The following is a 16,905-nucleotide window of genomic DNA, read 5'->3' as shown; positions in this document are numbered from 1 at the left end:
CACCAAAAGACACAAGGTCTATAAAAAACTGAAGGTGGTGATGTTTTCTTCTTGTGCTGCTCTTAAGGGTGAGGCTATACGCCGAGGTATCTAGTCTGCACCTCTTTGTTGACGCGAAAGGTTTCAGTGGTGCCAGACCAGGTAACCCTGCCTTTTTCCATTATGTAGTGACGTTCCGCGATATCCATCAGTGCCTCGATATTTTTATCAATTATCATGATTGCCAACCCCTTTTTTTTGAGAATGCCAAGTCCACGCCATATTTCTGTCCGGACCAGTGGGGCCAGTCCTTCTGTTGCTTCATCGAGGATAAGGAGAGAAGGGTTGGTCATCAGGGCACGACCGATAGCCAGCATCTGTTGTTCACCGCCGGAGAGTTGGTTGCCGAAATTTTTCAGCCTTTCCTTGAGCCGTGGAAAGATGACGAAGATATCGTCGGGTGTATAAGGGGTTTTATTCTTAGAGTGATTAGCTGATGTCCCGATAAGGTTTTCGTAAACAGTAAGGTTGGGAAAGATTTGACGGCCTTCAGGGACAAGTCCGATTCCCAGTCTGGCAATTTTATAACTGGGTAATGTCTCGATACGTTTGCCTTGAAAAGAGATCGCGCCGGAGAAGGGAGCTGTTAAACCCATTATGGAGCGAACCGTGGTTGATTTGCCCATTCCGTTCCTGCCGAGCAGGGTGACAACCTCCGCCTCAGCAATAGAAAGGGACACACCAAAAAGGGCCTGACTGGAACCATAACGGGTTTCAACATTTTCAAGTGTGAGCATCTTACTCTCCAAGATATGCAGAGCGGACAAGAGGGTTCGCCCTGATCTCGTCAGGAGTGCCGGTCGCAACATTATGACCGTTGACCAGAACGGATACCCGGTCCGCGAGAGAAAAGACGACATTCATGTCGTGTTCGACAAGAAGTATGGTTAATTTGCCCTTCAGATTTTCAATCCGTTTAGACAACTCTACAGTTCCTCCTGGGCCCATTCCAGCCATTGGTTCATCGAGGATCAGCAGTTTTGGTTTGCCGACGAGTGTCATCCCGACTTCCAGTTGACGTTTTTCTCCATGAGAGAGATGACTCGCCGTCTCATCTTTTCGTTCAAGGAGACCGACATAGTCAAGGCTTGCCGCCAGGTTACGGCGTACAACCGCTGCGCTCATACTGCGGCGCCAGAACATGAAGTTATGACTGGTGTGGGCGAGAATGGCCAGCGCCATATTTTCGCCCACAGTGAGTTCTTCAAACAGTGAGGTGATCTGGTAGGAGCGGGCCAACCCAAGACCGGAACGGCTGTAGGATGGCAGTCTTGTAATATCGTGACCGTCAAATATGATGGAACCGTCATCGGCTATTAAATCACCACTCAATTGGTTAACAAAGGTGGTTTTGCCCGCGCCGTTAGGACCGATAAGGGCGTGAAGAGATCCCTGTTCAACTGAGAGGGATAGATTCCGTGTTGCCTCGAGTGCCCCAAAACTCTTCATGAGATTTATAACTTCAAGAAGCGGTTTCATTTTTTCGCTCCTGTTAGAAGACCGTAAATGCCACTTTTTGCAAAGATGACAACAAGAATAAGTATCGGTCCCATAAAAACCATCCAATGTTCCGTATACATGGCAAGTACTTCTTCAAGAAGCAGGAACAGTGTGGCTCCGATAACGGGTCCGTAAAAGGTGTTTAATCCACCGAGGAGGACCATGACCATCAGCTCACCGGAAAGTGTCCAGTGTAACAGGCCGGGACTGACATACTCAGTCTGGTTAGCAAGTAAGGCTCCGGCAAGTCCTGCTCCTGCTCCACCAATTACGAAACAGGTGAGTTTATACCAATATGAGTTGATGCCAAGTGTCTGGATTCTGCGATCGTTGTTTTTCGCTCCCTGTAGCACCAACCCGAAACGGGATCGTGATAAACGTATGGTAAAAACGAGGAAAAGCACCAAAAAGAAAAAACAAAGATAGTAGAAGGTTGTATCATTACCAAGGTCGAGATTGCCCAGGCTGTTCCTGGAGTAGAGAGAAAGGCCGTCGTCGCCACCGTATTTTTCTAAAGAGACGAAAAAATAATAGAGCATCTGGGCAAAGGCGAGGGTAATCATAATAAAATGCATCCCCCTGGTTCGCAGACTGAGAGCACCAAAAAGAAGAGCGGCCAATGCAGAGATACAAACAGCAATAGGGAATACGACCACCAGGTTTTCACTGCCTGTTACTGTTACCGGCCAGGTGAGCAAAGGTTCAGCTTCGTATCCGTGATGGTAGAATATACCGACGACATAGCCGCCGATGCCGACATAGGCAGCATGTCCAAGGCTCACAAGACCACCACAGCCTAGTAACAGGTCCAGACTGACAGCAGCGAGTGCATAAATTAGAATACGGCTGAAGAGGGATATAAGATACGGCTGGTCTGTTGCGTGAGCCGCTAGCGGGAAAAATGCGAAGAAGAAAGCTCCCGCAAAGATAACAGCAATATGCCTGTATGATTCTTTCATGTACTCTGGACGGGAAAGAGACCGTGGGGCCTGAAAATAAGGATTCCAGCCATGAGGATGTAAATTGCCATGGACGAGAGGGAAGCAGCCACTGTATCGGCGGTTGAGCTGTTGAATATAAGACGGAAGAGGGTCGGTAGAAAGGCTCTGCCGAGAGTATCTACCATGCCGACCAGAAGTGCACCAGTAACTGCTCCCCGTATAGACCCGATACCGCCGATCACGATAACAACAAAGGTAAGGATGAGTATTGATTCCCCCATGCCGGATTCTACTGCCAGGATCGGGCCCGCCATAACGCCGGCAAGACCGGCAAGCATGGCTCCAAGTCCGAAGACCAGGGTGTAAAGTAAGGATATGTTGACACCAAGGGCTGCAACCATTTCCCGGTTTGAGGCCCCGGCCCGGATCTTCATGCCGAGCCGGGTATGGGTAAAAAGGTACCAGAGAAAAATGGCAACCAGAAGCCCCAAAACGATTACAGCGAGTCTGTAAATCGGGTAGTAAAGACCCGGAAAGAGTTCTAAACTGCCGGCGAGCCAGGGAGGGATATCCATGAACAAGGGCTGCCTGCCCCAGATGATCCGGGCCAGTTCATTAAAAAACATGATTAGCCCGAAGGTGGCAAGTACCTGATCGAGGTGTTCTCGTCTGTAGAGATGTCTGAGTACCAGGAACTCCACTAACATGCCTGCAACGGCGGCAGCTGAGAGGGCTGACACGACCCCGAGCAGGAAGGAGCCGGTCTGGGCCGCCACGGTTGCACCGACATATGCACCTATCATATAGAATGATCCGTGGGCGAGATTGATGACCTGCATGATCCCAAATACCAGGGTCAATCCGGCGGACATCAAAAAGAGGGTGATACCGAGTTGGAGTCCGTTCAGGAACTGCTCAAAGACTAGAAGCATGATAATAGAGAAACAAGACCCTCGCAGCGAGGGTCTTTGAAAAAACGTAACAACGGATGATTACATGGAGCATTCGGCGGCGTAAGCGTCCTGGTGGTTACTGAAAACCTTTTTGACGGTTTTATTAGTAAATCCTTCGTTAGTTTTAATAACTTCACGTATGTACAGATCCTGTACCGGGTGCTGATTGGAACCGAAAGTGAACGAGCCGCGGACGGAATCAAACTCAGCTATTTTCAGTGCTGCCCTGAAGGCAGAAAGATCAGCGAGATTCCCGTTAACGCTTTTCAGGGCGCTGCCGATGAGCCGTGCGGTATCATACCCCTGGCTGGCGTAAAGGGTAGGCATCCTCTTGTATTTTTCTCTATATGCCTGAACAAACTGCTTGTTTGCCTCATTATCCAGGTCGTGGGTCCATTGGGAGCCATTCTTGACACCCAGGGCCGCACTACCAACAGCGTTTAATATGCGTTCGTCAAAGGAAAAGGCAGGACCGTATACCGGGATTGTGTCACGTAACCCGGCCTGGGAGTATTGTTTCAGAAAGTTAATTCCCATACCACCCGGTAAAAAGAAGAAAACCGCATCCGGTTTGGCTGCGCGGAGCGTTGCAATCTCAGCGGCATAATCCGACTGGCCTAACTTCGTATAGACTTCTCCCGCTATACTTCCTTTATAATAGCGTTTAAATCCGGCAAGGTGATCTTTACCGGCAGGGTAATTTGGGGCGAGGAGATAGACGTTGGAATGACCTGCCTCAGTGACATATTGACCGACAACTTCGTCGAGGTTATCGTTCTGGTATGAGACGCTGAAATAGTTTTCATTACAGCCTTTTCCAGCGAGTTTTGATGGTCCCGCGTTGGCGCTTAAATAGACAACATCCTGGCGAACGACTTTGGGCACAACGGCCATAGCCACATTGGAGAAGACAATACCGGTAAGGATCTTGACTCCGTCCTTTTTTATAAACCTCTCGGCGATCTGTTTGCCTTTTTCCGGTTTACGGGTATCATCTTCAACCATGAGCTCGACCGGGATGGATCCCAGCTTGCCGCCTTCCTGGTCAATGGCCAGTTGAAAACCGTCCCGGATATCTTCACCAAGGTACCCGGCTTTGGTTGAAAGGGTTGTTACCATACCTATCTTCACAGGTTCGAGTGCCATAGCCGGGACTGCGCAAACCAATGCAACAGCCACTGCGGTCGTCAGTAGTCTTTTCATTTTGATACCTTTTCCTGAGTCGTATTGAAAAATCCTGCAATTTCATACACTGCAATTGAAGCTTTAGCAGTTGAAACTAGAAAAACCAATCAAAAGTTGCAAGCAGTATTTTAATAAAATTAGGTGGAATTGCTGAAATGCTTAATAAAAGATAGGCTAGTCGCGACTGGATATGAATATATGAAAGTCATGTAGAGGCCAACACATAACGAAAGAGTGAACAACTAAACCGTGAGTACCGGAACTTATTCCCTGAAGAGCCGTACCTGTTATGAATTCTGTAAAGTTCAATCAGGACGATACATACCAACTGTCTTGTAAAAGTCATCAGGGTTCAGCAGGGTGTTGAAATCTGCAACTTTATCGGCCATTAGTAAATTAAGACAAGGTACTTGGTCGAGTATACTCGTAGTGATCAATGAGCGGACCTCAAACTGGTAATACCGCTCTCGACTTAGTTCCCGTCCTGAAACTGCCCTTTCGGATTCTGCGCAACCTTGCCGATATCTTCGTTGTGCTCAAAATTCTGTTTTCAGAATATTAACTGTTTGTCTGTGGTAAATTGTGTCACATGTCTCGACGTGGATCAGATAAATGCAGACTTCGAAATACCTGAATGAAGGATGGCAACTACTTATCTGTCGAAGCAAAGCAATAGCCCAGGTAGGCAGAGCCAGATAGAATAAAAACATCGGCTAAATTGAATATTCCCGTTTGGACGGGGCCTAAAGCCAGAACGATAAAATCTATAACACCACCCTCGTTTATAAAGCGATCAGTGAGGTTTCCAGTGGCACCGGCCATGATGAGAGCAATAGAGGACTGTCGATATTGGTTCAGACCTTTCTTGTTTATAAGATAGAGCAGCATCAGAAGGATTAGAGTGCCAGTACCCCAGATGAGGAGGGCATCTTTAACAACCTCCGGCAGGAGTCCGTAGTACCCAAGAAAGCCGCTGTGATTCTCAACAAGGTGAAGTCGCAGGGTGCCGAATAAATAAGAGACTGGTTCACCCGGACTGAGGTGACTGGCAGCCATTGTCTTAGTCAGCCTGTCACCGCCAAGTGCAGCAACGAAATAGAAGAGTGTAGCAACCCTGGCAGTCAAAATACTATTTTTCGTCTTTTACGATTTCCCTGACTACAACGTTGTTGACTCCCTTGGGAGGTTGAACACATCGCGATCTGTAGAGCATATCGATGGAGTGAAGATCGTCGTCCAGCTTCGCTAGCTCTTCCTGGGTAAGTTCCTGTTGCTTTTTGTCAGTTGTTTTTTCGGACATGGTCAAATAGGAGTTTGTGGTGGATTAAAGTGTAATGATGTTTTACCAGAAGATAAGAAAAGAATTACTACTTGGCAATAGCCAGTCTTGCTGGTCATCGTATTTTGCAGATGCGTAATGAAAGATAAGGTAACAAAGGCTATATGAGTAAAGAAAAAATTCTGTCAATTTATAATTGGGGTAGCAAACGAGAATCATTAGATGTATATGAGTAAAAGATCTTGCCAGGGGCTGTTGATACCAAGCCCGGGAAGTGATTAGTTGCTGAATGCCTTGAATATTTCAAATTAAATCAATTTTAACATATACAGATAAAGGACTGAAACAGTGTTGCGTTTTATTAAGCGGTATGCCGCCTTATTTTTTGTGACTGCTGCTTTTCACTCTTTTTCAGTTGCAATCGCCTCAGAGAACATACCGATTACACTGAAAGAGGCATGGAGCATGGTTAATGCTAATAACGATGCTCTGAAAGCGGCCAGGGCCGGGGTGAAGCAGGCTGAATTTACCAAACTGGGGACCAAAAGTCTTAATCTTCCTGATATTTCCCTGGGAGCAAATTATCTCTACCTTGACGATGATGTTGAGTTATCACCCGATGAACTTTTTCAGAGCATGGAGGGGGGCATCATCGCAGCGCAGTTTGCAGCAGGTCTTGCGCAATCTTATGGATTAACCCCAACTCAACTTAATGGTGGGTTGACATCCACCATCTCCGAGCGAGAACTTCTCAGTAGTTCCATCCGTGGCTCCTGGCCGCTTTACACTGGTGGCAGGATAAGTGCAGCACAGGATATCGCGGTTAGTCAAGTACAAGAGGCACGGTATAATCTTCAGCAGAAGAACCTTCTTCAATTTCAGAAGCTGGTACATAATTATTTCGGAGCTGTGTTGGCCCAACAGGTCCTCAATACACGCCGGGATGTGGAATTGGGTCTGGGGCAGCATCGTGATCATGCCATCCTGCTTGAACAGCAGGGGCAGATCGCCCGGGTCGAGATGATGCAGTCAGAAGCGTCTTTTGATAAGGCGGTGGTTGACCGGAAAAAAGCAGAACGGGATCTTGAAATTGCTCGGCTGGCCCTGACGAGGATGTTGAAATCATCTCAGTCTGTAAGACCGAGCGAGGAACTGTTTATTGCTTCGTCGCTCCCTTCCGTCGATGAATTCATTGGTGACACACTCCGTAGTTATCCTGGCCTTGGTATCCTCGATGCCAAGATTGAACAAGCGGCAGGACTCGCCTCTATTGAAAAGGGTAAGTATCTCCCCAGCGTTGCCGTCGTAGGTAACTATAGCCTTTATGAGGAGGAGAGCCTTGCGACATCCCTGACACCCGACTGGTTTCTAGGTGTAGGGGTTTCTATTTCCTTGCTGGAGCGTTCCGGTCGGTCCGGCAAATTTCAAGCAGCCCGGAGTGCAATGCAGAGGTTAGAGCATCTGAGCCATCAGGCCCAAAGCGACCTGACACTGTTTGTGGAGAAAAATTACCGACATACAATGCAGGCCCTGGAGGAATTCTACGGCCTGGGTTCAAGTCAGAAATTAGCGGAAGAAAACGTTTCCTTGCGCATCAAAGCGTTCAATCAGGGATTGGGTACCTCGCTTGACGTAGTTGATGCAGAGCTTTTTCTGGCAGACGTAAAGACCCAGCGAGCTGTGGCCGCCTTTAATTATGTCGATGCACTCGGTCAATTGATGGGCGTCAGTTCCAGTCCCGAGACATTTTTCACTTACCAGAATAATCAAGGAATAGAGGAATGATAACGCGTTTTTTGCATATAATCCTGACAGTTTTGATGCCTGCCTCTCTTGTCGTCTGGCTCTGTTACACTTTTTGGTACGCCTACCAGCCCCAACCTGTACAATTGCAGGGGCAGATTGAAGCCCAGCAATACAATATCAGTTCGAAGGTTGCCGGACGTATTGATAACGTACTGGTCCGAAAAGGAGATCCTGTGACGAAGGGACAGCTGGTTTTCACCATTCTGAGTCCCGAGATCGATGCCAAATTGGCTCAGGCCATGGCAAGCAAAGATGCAGCAGAGGCAATGGCTGAGGAGGCTCACACCGGTGCCCGGAGACAACAGATAGAGGCTGCCCGTGACCAGTGGCAGCAGGCGAAGGCTGCTGAAGATCTCCTGGAGAAAACCTTCAAGCGGATAGATACCCTCTATCAGGACGGGGTTGTACCGGAACAAAGGAGGGATGAAGTCTACACCCAGTTACAGGCAGCACGTTATGCCAGCAATGCGGCCTACCAGATGTATCACCTTATCAAGGAAGGGACCCGAGATGAAACCATAAAGGCTGCGGAAGGGAAGGTGCGTGCGGCAGCCGGAGCGGTAGCGGAGGTCAGGGTATATGAAGAGGATACACGGGTGGAAAGCTGGCATGATGGGGAAGTGAGCCAGATACTTCTGCATAGTGGGGAGTTAGCCCCTCAAGGCTTCCCTGTTGTTACTATCATGGATATGAAGGATGCCTGGGCTGTATTTCATGTGCGTGAAGACCGGCTTGCCGAGTTTGAGAAAGGTCATGAGTTTGCAGCGCATATCCCAGCAATTGGGAACGATACCTATAATTTCAGGGTTGATCATGTGGCCGTAATGGGAGACTTTGCAACCTGGCGGGCTACTGATGGAGGTGCCGGCTTCGATATGCGAAGTTTTGAAGTTGAGGCGCGCCCTGTTCATCCAATCCAAGGATTGCGCGCCGGAATGTCAGTTCTGATACCGGAATGAAAAATTTGTCATTTATGACTTTACTTTACGGTGAGTTCAGTGATCTCGGGCGTGATCCGTGGCTGTTGGCTCTTGTTACCTGGGTACCGTTGTTGCTCTATGCAACCATATGGTGGATTTTTTCCCAGGGAATTCCCACCGAACTCCCGATCGGAGTGGTGGACCTTGATAAAGGGCGTGTCTCCAGAGGACTCATACGGCACTACGGAACCAGCCCATCGTTGAAGATTGAACAGTCATTTCCCTCTGTGAGTGATGGTGCTGCCGCCTTAAGGGCTGGTGAAATCTACGGGCTTATCGTACTGCCGGAAGGATTGGAAAAGCAATTGACCCGAGGAAATCCTCCGCAGGTGAGCGCCATTATCAACAGCCAGTTCCTGCTGGTCGGCAAACTCATAGGCAGTGCCCTGCAACAGGCTCACGGTACCTTCACAATCAAAGTAGAGATTCTGAGAAACATGACTGTTTCCACTCCGCTACCAGCTGTAGCCTTGTCATCGGCAATGCCCATCGGCAGCCAGATTACCCCGCTCTTCAACATGAGTAAAAATTACGCATGGTTTCTCGTTTCCGCCATCCTGCCTGCAATCTGGCAGATTATCATGGTCGCAGCTACGGTGCTCTCAATGGCCTTCGTACAAAGGCACTATGGTCTTCATGCCTGGCTTGAAGGTGCACCCATCACTCGTCTTCTTTGTAAATCCGCTTTTCTGGCACTGCTCTTCTGGGGACAGGGGGCGCTTTTTCTCTATTTTTTGTATGTCGTGCTCGGCTGGCCCATGCATGGAGACTGGTTCCTACTCCTGATCAGTCAATTGGTAACAGCGGTTGCCAGTATAGGTTGTGGTTACCTGATCTTTTTCCTGACCAAAGATGGTGGTCGGAGTCTTAGCCTGGCAGCAGCCTATGTCGCACCAGGACTTGCTTTCATGGGTGTGACCTTTCCGGTAACCGACATGACCCTGCCAGCGCGTATCTGGCGAAACCTGATTCCGGTGTGCCATTATATCGAAATTCAATTTGGGCAGGTGAATTATGGTATAGCTGCGTCTTCGGCTCTTCCGAAATTACTGAGCCTTTCCTTATTTCTACTCCTCTTTATTCCAGTTTTTGTCATGAGCAGCAGAATGGTTAAACGGAGTCAGGGGGCATTGCCGGGAGACTCACCATGACTATCCCTGAACTGCTGCGTCATGAACTACATGCTGTTTTTACTAATCCGGCTGTTTTACTGACTGTCTTCGGCGGTGTCTTTTTTTACTCCATTCTCTATCCGCTCCCTTATGCCTCGCAGGTACCAAGAGATCAGCGGGTTGTTGTTGTCAATCTCGATGGCAGTCAATTAAGCCGGAGTCTGGAACGAATGGTAGATGCAACACCCCAGGTACTGATTGCTGAGCATGCTTATACTTTAGAGGACGCACGTCAGCTCTTCATCAAAAAAGATATGGCTGGTATCCTCGTTATTCCAGAGCATTTTCACAGGGACCTCTTGCTGGGACGAAGCCCCACTCTCTCCTATGCAGGTGATGCAAGCTATTTTTTGGTTTACGGGACGGTGCTTGAAGGTATGGCACAGGCTGGTGGAACCCTGGCCGCTCAAGCCAAGGTTACCCGTATGGTTATGTCTGGTCAGAGCCAGGCTCTCGCTGCTGAACAACACAGCGCCATACACCTCAACATCCGCTCAGTTTTCAACCCCACTTCAGGTTATGTAAACTATGTCATACCAGCCATTTTCGTATTGATTCTCCATCATACACTGATTATGGGAGCAGGAATACTCGGAGGAACTCAGAAGGAGATGCAGGCTGCCGGTAACGGGGGCTACTGGCTTGAAGCACCACCATTGAAGTTAATAGTGGTTCGGGCAAGTCTGTTGGTGGCAATCTACTGGTTGCTGACAATGTTCTATTTCGGTGTCAGTTTTCAGTTTTATGACATTCCACGGCGGGCGAATCTGGCGGAGTTGAATCTTGCAATATTTCCATTTCTGCTCTCTTCCGCTTTGCTTGGGATCTGTCTGGGACAGATATTACCCCGCCGGGAGCATACCATCCTGGTTGTTCTCACAAGTTCAATGCCGCTCATCTTCGGATCAGGATTTGTCTGGCCCGTTGAGGCGATTCCAGCCCCCGTAACGGCAATCATTAGCTATATTCCAGTGGTGCCCGGTATCAAATTGTTTCTTGGTCTCAACCAGTTGGGTGGTACCTTTAAAGCACTCATCCCGTTGTGGCAGCAACTCTGGATTTGTGCCATAATTTACGGTCTTTTCGGTTGGGGCTTATTGCATCATCGGAGAAGATCGGGTTAAATTCCAGGAACAAGGTTAGCTTACAGGTTAGGCTATCGTCCTGCGGGAACTGAGATGTTCTTTGCGTATGGAACATGTCCTGTCGATGCAGCAGGACATGTTTGTCAAAAAATGTCTGGGAACAATTATGGAAAAAAATACAAAATTTAATATCTGGTATGTCGTAGCTGCTATTTGGGGAGTGCTGATTCTCCAAAATCTCATTTTTGATCAGTTTCGGCCACAAATTATACCCTACAGCGAATTTATTAAAGCTGTATTGGAAGATAAGGTGGTCGAAATAGCCGTGGGGCAGGACAAGATCAGCGGCAAAATGAAAAAAGATGACAGTGATGCCGAAATCCTGTTCACCACCATCCGGGTTGATACGGACCTTTCCCAGAAACTGTCTGAGCATAATGTCAGGTTTTCCGGTCGGGTTGAAAACACCTTTTTCACAACTCTTTTGTCGTGGGTTATCCCAATTTTCATCTTTTTCGGCATATGGTATTTGCTTATGAAAAAGATGCAGGGGGGGCAGGCTAGTATTATGAACCTTGGTAAAAACAAGGCAAAAATCATTGGAGAAAAAGATATTGAGACCCGTTTCCCCGACGTTGCTGGCGCTGACGAGGCCAAGGAGGAATTGCAAGAGATTGTCGATTATCTGGCCACACCCGAAATCTATTTAGAGGTAGGTGGACAGATGCCCAAGGGAGTGCTTCTGGTTGGTCCTCCAGGAACAGGGAAGACCCTGATAGCAAGGGCTGTTGCCGGTGAAGCAGGAGTACCGTTCTTTTCCTTGAGTGGGTCTGACTTCGTCGAGATGTTTGTCGGGATGGGGGCTGCCAGGGTACGTGATCTCTTTGTTCAGGCGCGGGACAAAGCTCCTTGTATTATTTTCATTGATGAGCTGGATGCGATCGGTAAGGCGCGAGGGGCCGGCGGTATGACGGGTGGCCATGATGAGCGTGAACAGACCCTGAACCAACTGCTGGTTGAAATGGATGGGTTTGATACCCAGAAAGGGATAGTCATTATGGCAGCAACCAATCGACCGGAAGTACTCGATCCTGCCTTGCTGCGCTCAGGCAGGTTTGACAGGCAGGTATTGATCGATCGCCCTGACGTTAGAGGCAGGCGTGCTATTCTCGACATTCATGTTCAGAAAATAAAACTCGACGAAAACGTCGAACTCGAGGTTATCGCCCAGAAAACTGCTGGTTTTTCCGGTGCTGATTTGGCCAACCTGATAAATGAGGCAGCCCTTCTTGCAGTAAGGAACAAAAGAAAAAAGGTTATCGCTGAGGATTTGGATGAAGCTGCAGACAGGATTATCGGCGGGTTAGAAAAGAAAAACAGGGTAATCAACCCAGAAGAGAAAAGAATTGTTGCGTATCATGAAGTAGGGCACGCGCTGGTAGCAACGCTTACACCCGGCAGTGAACCGGTTCATAAAATTTCAATCATTCCCAGAGGACTTGCCGCTCTTGGTTATACACAGCAACGTCCAACTGAAGACCGCTACCTGATGAGCAGGTCAGAACTTTTCGGTAAGATAGATGTGTTGCTTGGTGGCAGGGTTGCAGAAGAAATATCCTTTGGCAGTATTACGACGGGTGCAGGAAACGACCTGATGCGTGCCACCGATATTGCCAGAGCGATAATCGTCGAATACGGAATGGGGGAGAGCCTGGGGCTTGCCTCCTACCCTAAACAGCGGGGACCGGTATTCCTGCAGAATGAATATGGAGGTGGCGGAGGCATAGACTATAGCCACGAAACAGCAGCACAGATAGACAGAGAGACAAAAGAGATCCTGGACAGCCGGTATGAACATGTTAAAAAGCTGCTGAAAGAAAAACAGGAGACCCTCAATACTATTTCAGAAAGACTACTTGAAAAAGAAATATTGTTTGAACAGGAATTTGTCGAGATGGTAGGAACTGCCTCTGTAACGGAATAAGAAGACCGCAAAAAAGTAGATTACTCGTATCTCAAGTTACTGGGAAAAACTATAACCGAAATAGGTACTATCCTTCTCAGCAGAAAGTAATGAAGTACCATGATGGAAGTGAGGCTGAAATGAACATGAGGATTTGAAAAGTTGATTTGAACTCAGGTTTTTTCTATCTGGCGGCGGAATCTGACAAGCATGTCATTACGGATTTCCTTATGGTCAAGGTGAAAAATATCGGCTGGGAAAAGGAGTTCAGCAACCCCGCTATCAAAGATACGACGTACCTCATATTCATCATGTGCGACATCCTGCTGGTAAAGATAATTGAGCCAGCTTCGGTTGGTATGGATGATGAATTCGACTCGCATACCGCCTAGCCTGGCGAAAAATTTAAGCATAGGTGTTTTTGCGCTGGAACCGGTGGCTGTGGATTGGTATACAGCGTTGCCGGTGAGGGTGTCTGAGATATCTTCAAGGACCATAAATGAGTTGGCTTTTCCTGCAGATCTTGTGAGATGATTCTGGAATATTTTAACATCCGATACTGAATCCAGAACCGCCATGAGTCCCAGTTCATCATCAACGGCTACCGCCGGGTTTTTCTCATTTTTCCTTAGGAGTTTGAGTACTTTTGCTTCCGGAGGTTTTTTCCTGATTGAGACATATATAGGCCACTCCCGTCCGTCTGTAACAAATTTTCTTCTTTTAATCAGGGTCAATTTGGTACCGTTACCAGAGGGGATATTCTTTCTTTCATCCGGGGTGATTACCCGTACGGATGTGCAGTGAAAGTCCTCAGGATCATGCTGTGAAAGGAGATAAACGATGTCGTGTTCACCAATTTTTTGTTGTGGACTCCACACGTAATCATTAAGAAAGTGCAGAAAGGTTGAAAATTTCTCTTCAATAGCAGTCTCTCTTTCCCGTTGGTCGATACTGGCAGCAAGATTCATGAGCTGCAATTTCCTGCGTGCCTCAAACCGTGCCTTTCTATGGTACCTGTCGTTAAAAATTATCAACAGTAGTTCAATAGGGTCATTAGCAACTTCTATCTCATTGGTCGTTGCGATATGTGATGAGTATGGCTTTAAAATTTTGTTGCGTAAGCTGTTAACAACGGCGTCAGCAGTTCGTGCATAATCATGGATGCGAGCTTCGATCTCTTTTACTGTACCATCAATGCCAAACATGTTACCAAGTTTGACATAAGCGCGCCGACCACGAGCAGCCTGTTCTTTATGATTTATCAGGAGTTCACGGATTTCAATGAAATTGTTGATTTCGAGGAATTCAAAGACCTGGCTTCTGATGGCACGATATTTGGTAATATTATTCTGATCCTGCTTGAGATTTCGTACCCATTCTCTTGTAGTTGAAGAGAAAGGGGACGCGAGGGTTACTTTTTCCTCGACGGCAAGTGGGCCGTTTTGGAGCAGGGAGGTGAATACACTGTTTTTTTCAATAACTGACATGATCGTTTTTACGTATAATTGGACTGGTGAGACTGGCAAATTATCGTGTTCTACACTAATGTCAAGCGAATGTTCAGAACATCGTTGAGTGGAATTGAAAAACAGTTTGAACTGGACATTGCTGAGTAACTGATTATCTGTTAGAAGTCTTTTTTGGCTACCTTTTATAAGTGAAAATTGTTCGTTTGGGAATGAGTATCGGACGGGCAATGTTACATCCTCAATAAACATCGGTAAAACTATGTATCGTAATTTTGCTATTGTACCTAAAATTATTTTTGGTCGCGGGGCATTTAACCAGCTTGGAGATATTCTGCGGGAGAAGAGAACAACCCCTGATTCATATGTCGTTTTTATCATCGACGATGTGTTTGAGGGGGCTCCTCTTGAATCAAGGATACCTCTTGAGGATAAGGACTTTCTCCTGAGGGTAAATGTTGATGAAGAACCGAAAACCACCCTTATTGACAGTCTGGTCGGTCAAATTCGTGCATATCATCCTGTAAAACCGGATGGTGTGATCGGCATTGGCGGCGGTTCTGTATTGGATATAGCCAAGGCTGTGTCACTCATGCTGAATAACCCCGGTTCATCTGCCGATTACCAGGGGTGGGATCTGATAAAAAATCCTGCGGTGTATCACGTGGGCGTACCGACCCTGGCGGGTACCGGTGCCGAAATATCACGAACTACTATTTTAACAGGGCCTGAGAAAAAACTTGGTATAAACTCGGACTATACCATTTATGATCAGATTCTCCTTGATCCTGAATTAATTGCAGATGTTCCCAAAGACCAGTGGTTCTATACCGGTATGGATTGTTTCATCCACGATGTGGAATCATTGAATGGCACCTTTTTAAATGAATTCAGTAAGGCTTATGGGGAGAAATCACTTGAGTTGTGTCGTCAGGTGTTTTTAGAAGACCACTTGGATAAGGATGATAAATTGATGATGGCATCCTATTTCGGTGGAATGTCTATTGCCTACTCCCAGGTTGGTGCGTGTCATGCCCTCTCCTATGGGCTTTCTTTTGTCCTTGGAATTCATCACGGGATTGGCTGTTGTATTGCTTTTGATTATCTTGAGGATATTTATCCGGAAGGTGTTCGTGAATTCCGACAAATGATGGAGCATCACAATATCAGTCTGCCGCGAAACCTGACAACCGATATGTCCCCCGAAGATCTGGACAGAATGGTGACAACAGCACTTAATCTTGAGCCATTATGGGAAAACTGTCTCGGTTCTGACTGGCGGAACCTGATGACTCATGAGAGGGCTCTCGAAATTTACAAAAGGATGTAACTGCGGGTTTACAGGACCATGACAAAAAAGCCCCTTAATGCCGGACCAGTTTCGGTAGCAAGGGGCTTTTTTTTTACAAGCAGGTTTTTTGAAAAGATATGATTTACAGGAGTAGTTTGTCTATTGCATCCAGCAGATCGTCTTCGTTGTAGGGCTTGGGAATATATTCATCCGCTCCCTGTTTCATACCCCAGAATTTATCACTGGGTTGAGACTTGCTGGTAACCAAAATGACTTTAATGCCCGCTGTTTCAGGGTTTTTCTTTAGTTGACGGCAGATTTGGAAGCCGTTCTGCTTGGGGAGAATAACATCCAGCAGGATGAGATCCGGCTTTTTCTCTGCGGCTATTTCGAGGGCTTTCTCGCCTTCGTCGGTGGTAAGAACCTGATAACCGTTACTGGTGCATACAGACTCGGCAATATGCATATCGGTGGGGCTGTCTTCTACGATCAGAATTACTTTGCTCATTTCTTCAATTTACCTATTTTTTCAGATACGCATCAATCCCTTCTTCTTTCCATACTTGAAGGGTTTTTTTGTCGTTATCCTTAATTTTAATACCTATAGCGTTTACAGGTACTTTATGTTTTTTTTGGATTTCAATCCAGTTCTTTTTTACTCTTTCATCCAAACTCATCGTCTCCTCCGATTCATCTCCACGAGTAGTATGTGAGTAATGTATCTGGCAATGACCGGTTGCCAAATCTATTTACTATTACTATCTCTGACAGTTACATCTTCATAAATTTAACTATTGTCTGTAGATCCGGAACTACCAGAAGAGTCTCATTATCCTGGAAAAATGCACCGAGAATATGCTCTTCATTCTTTTTCAGGGCACTACCGGGTGCCGGGGTGGTTGCAAACGATAACTTTTTCATACGTAACGGATGCGCAGCCGGTATTATAATCTTGACGAGTTCACCTTTTGGGTCGGTGGTTTTCGTGACAATATACTTATCTGCAGGGGTCTGCCATTGACCTTCCAAACCAAAATGTGTTTCAAGGTCTATAAGGGGAAGTGCCTCATCTATATAGCGTGCCCTGTCTGGAACATTTTCGCCTGAAGTAGTCAGCGTCTCTATTTCAGTAAGGATAAATTCAATCTGGTTCCTGCTGAAAAGCCAGTATATATGTAACGTACCTAAAGGGGCCGTATTGGCGCCTACAACAGCAACTTCTCTTTCTTCTTGCATCGTTTATCC

At 47.0% G+C, this 16,905-nt stretch carries 17 protein-coding genes; 6 read left to right on the top strand and 11 right to left on the bottom strand.

What is annotated here, in order from left to right:
* Positions 1-74: 74 nt before the first annotated feature.
* The 7 genes from GA520_RS11400 to GA520_RS11370 all read right to left on the bottom strand — a co-directional run bounded on the left by GA520_RS11400 (position 75) and on the right by GA520_RS11370 (position 5,918).
* Entirely contained in the window at positions 75-776 is a 702-nt protein-coding gene (locus GA520_RS11400) for an ABC transporter ATP-binding protein (protein ID WP_163340096.1), read from the bottom strand.
* Between the two features lies 1 nt (position 777).
* Positions 778-1,518 (bottom strand): ABC transporter ATP-binding protein, encoded by a 741-nt coding sequence (locus GA520_RS11395; RefSeq protein ID WP_163340095.1) that lies wholly within the window; start codon positions 1,516-1,518, stop codon positions 778-780.
* Positions 1,515-2,498, bottom strand: a complete 984-nt coding sequence (locus GA520_RS11390) for a branched-chain amino acid ABC transporter permease (RefSeq protein WP_163340094.1) — start codon at positions 2,496-2,498, stop codon at positions 1,515-1,517. Before GA520_RS11390 ends, GA520_RS11395 begins: the two co-directional genes overlap by 4 nt.
* Positions 2,495-3,412 (bottom strand): branched-chain amino acid ABC transporter permease, encoded by a 918-nt coding sequence (locus GA520_RS11385; RefSeq protein ID WP_163340093.1) that lies wholly within the window; start codon positions 3,410-3,412, stop codon positions 2,495-2,497. The genes GA520_RS11390 and GA520_RS11385 overlap by 4 nt, the downstream gene beginning before the upstream one ends.
* Before the next feature lie 60 nt (positions 3,413-3,472).
* Positions 3,473-4,636, bottom strand: a complete 1,164-nt coding sequence (locus tag GA520_RS11380) for an ABC transporter substrate-binding protein (RefSeq protein ID WP_163340092.1) — start codon at positions 4,634-4,636, stop codon at positions 3,473-3,475.
* A gap of 630 nt (positions 4,637-5,266) precedes the next feature.
* The gene (locus GA520_RS11375) at positions 5,267-5,743 is read right to left on the bottom strand and encodes a signal peptidase II (protein WP_163340091.1); all 477 of its coding nucleotides are present in this window, start codon (positions 5,741-5,743) and stop codon (positions 5,267-5,269) included.
* 4 nt (positions 5,744-5,747) lie between these two features.
* The gene (locus GA520_RS11370; protein WP_163340090.1) at positions 5,748-5,918 is read right to left on the bottom strand and encodes a hypothetical protein; all 171 of its coding nucleotides are present in this window, start codon (positions 5,916-5,918) and stop codon (positions 5,748-5,750) included.
* Between the two features lie 327 nt (positions 5,919-6,245).
* Between GA520_RS11370 and GA520_RS11365 the strand changes: the two genes are divergently transcribed.
* From GA520_RS11365 to ftsH, 5 genes are all read left to right on the top strand, one after another.
* The gene (locus GA520_RS11365; RefSeq protein WP_163340089.1) at positions 6,246-7,682 is read left to right on the top strand and encodes a TolC family protein; all 1,437 of its coding nucleotides are present in this window, start codon (positions 6,246-6,248) and stop codon (positions 7,680-7,682) included.
* Positions 7,679-8,662: an HlyD family secretion protein gene (locus GA520_RS11360; RefSeq protein ID WP_163340088.1), complete on the top strand. Its 984-nt coding sequence runs from the start codon at positions 7,679-7,681 to the stop codon at positions 8,660-8,662. The genes GA520_RS11365 and GA520_RS11360 overlap by 4 nt, the downstream gene beginning before the upstream one ends.
* The gene (locus GA520_RS11355; RefSeq protein WP_163340087.1) at positions 8,659-9,834 is read left to right on the top strand and encodes an ABC transporter permease; all 1,176 of its coding nucleotides are present in this window, start codon (positions 8,659-8,661) and stop codon (positions 9,832-9,834) included. Before GA520_RS11360 ends, GA520_RS11355 begins: the two co-directional genes overlap by 4 nt.
* Positions 9,831-10,979 (top strand): ABC transporter permease, encoded by a 1,149-nt coding sequence (locus GA520_RS11350; protein WP_163340086.1) that lies wholly within the window; start codon positions 9,831-9,833, stop codon positions 10,977-10,979. Before GA520_RS11355 ends, GA520_RS11350 begins: the two co-directional genes overlap by 4 nt.
* A gap of 127 nt (positions 10,980-11,106) precedes the next feature.
* Complete coding sequence (gene ftsH, locus GA520_RS11345; protein ID WP_163340085.1) at positions 11,107-12,924, top strand: ATP-dependent zinc metalloprotease FtsH; 1,818 nt, start codon at positions 11,107-11,109, stop codon at positions 12,922-12,924.
* A 152-nt stretch (positions 12,925-13,076) separates the two neighbouring features.
* On the opposite strand, the gene GA520_RS11340 is transcribed toward ftsH, so the two are convergent.
* Positions 13,077-14,390, bottom strand: coding sequence for a hypothetical protein (locus GA520_RS11340; RefSeq protein WP_163340084.1), 1,314 nt, complete (start codon positions 14,388-14,390; stop codon positions 13,077-13,079).
* A gap of 241 nt (positions 14,391-14,631) precedes the next feature.
* Between GA520_RS11340 and GA520_RS11335 the strand changes: the two genes are divergently transcribed.
* The gene (locus GA520_RS11335) at positions 14,632-15,699 is read left to right on the top strand and encodes an iron-containing alcohol dehydrogenase family protein (RefSeq protein ID WP_163340083.1); all 1,068 of its coding nucleotides are present in this window, start codon (positions 14,632-14,634) and stop codon (positions 15,697-15,699) included.
* 103 nt (positions 15,700-15,802) lie between these two features.
* Here the strand turns inward: GA520_RS11335 and GA520_RS11330 are convergent, their stop codons facing one another.
* The 3 genes from GA520_RS11330 to GA520_RS11320 all read right to left on the bottom strand — a co-directional run bounded on the left by GA520_RS11330 (position 15,803) and on the right by GA520_RS11320 (position 16,896).
* The gene (locus GA520_RS11330) at positions 15,803-16,168 is read right to left on the bottom strand and encodes a PleD family two-component system response regulator (protein ID WP_163340082.1); all 366 of its coding nucleotides are present in this window, start codon (positions 16,166-16,168) and stop codon (positions 15,803-15,805) included.
* Positions 16,169-16,181: 13 nt separating this feature from the next.
* Complete coding sequence (locus tag GA520_RS11325) at positions 16,182-16,337, bottom strand: hypothetical protein (protein ID WP_167528830.1); 156 nt, start codon at positions 16,335-16,337, stop codon at positions 16,182-16,184.
* A gap of 94 nt (positions 16,338-16,431) precedes the next feature.
* A complete protein-coding gene (locus GA520_RS11320; protein ID WP_163340081.1) occupies positions 16,432-16,896 on the bottom strand; it encodes a hypothetical protein in 465 nt (154 codons plus the stop codon).
* Positions 16,897-16,905 lie beyond the last annotated feature (9 nt).

It is taken from the genome of Desulfopila sp. IMCC35008, from assembly GCF_010646885.2.
In the GTDB taxonomy this organism is placed as follows: Bacteria; Desulfobacterota; Desulfobulbia; order Desulfobulbales; family Desulfocapsaceae; genus Desulfopila.
The sequence above is the reverse complement of the archived record's forward strand: the minus strand, read 5'-3'. Positions and strand labels throughout refer to the sequence as shown.

Bases quoted from the DNA above. Each gene is read 5' to 3' on its own strand.
- GA520_RS11325 (WP_167528830.1), bottom strand. From the start codon at position 16,337: ATGAGTTTGGATGAAAGAGTAAAAAAGAACTGGATTGAAATCCAAAAA.
- GA520_RS11330 (WP_163340082.1), bottom strand. From the start codon at position 16,168: ATGAGCAAAGTAATTCTGATCGTAGAAGACAGCCCCACCGATATGCAT.
- GA520_RS11370 (WP_163340090.1), bottom strand. From the start codon at position 5,918: ATGTCCGAAAAAACAACTGACAAAAAGCAACAGGAACTTACCCAGGAA.
- ftsH (WP_163340085.1), top strand. From the start codon at position 11,107: ATGGAAAAAAATACAAAATTTAATATCTGGTATGTCGTAGCTGCTATT.
- GA520_RS11360 (WP_163340088.1), top strand. From the start codon at position 7,679: ATGATAACGCGTTTTTTGCATATAATCCTGACAGTTTTGATGCCTGCC.
- GA520_RS11355 (WP_163340087.1), top strand. From the start codon at position 8,659: ATGAAAAATTTGTCATTTATGACTTTACTTTACGGTGAGTTCAGTGAT.
- GA520_RS11385 (WP_163340093.1), bottom strand. From the start codon at position 3,412: ATGCTTCTAGTCTTTGAGCAGTTCCTGAACGGACTCCAACTCGGTATC.
- GA520_RS11340 (WP_163340084.1), bottom strand. From the start codon at position 14,390: ATGTCAGTTATTGAAAAAAACAGTGTATTCACCTCCCTGCTCCAAAAC.
- GA520_RS11395 (WP_163340095.1), bottom strand. From the start codon at position 1,518: ATGAAACCGCTTCTTGAAGTTATAAATCTCATGAAGAGTTTTGGGGCA.
- GA520_RS11380 (WP_163340092.1), bottom strand. From the start codon at position 4,636: ATGAAAAGACTACTGACGACCGCAGTGGCTGTTGCATTGGTTTGCGCA.
- GA520_RS11350 (WP_163340086.1), top strand. From the start codon at position 9,831: ATGACTATCCCTGAACTGCTGCGTCATGAACTACATGCTGTTTTTACT.
- GA520_RS11335 (WP_163340083.1), top strand. From the start codon at position 14,632: ATGTATCGTAATTTTGCTATTGTACCTAAAATTATTTTTGGTCGCGGG.
- GA520_RS11400 (WP_163340096.1), bottom strand. From the start codon at position 776: ATGCTCACACTTGAAAATGTTGAAACCCGTTATGGTTCCAGTCAGGCC.
- GA520_RS11320 (WP_163340081.1), bottom strand. From the start codon at position 16,896: ATGCAAGAAGAAAGAGAAGTTGCTGTTGTAGGCGCCAATACGGCCCCT.
- GA520_RS11390 (WP_163340094.1), bottom strand. From the start codon at position 2,498: ATGAAAGAATCATACAGGCATATTGCTGTTATCTTTGCGGGAGCTTTC.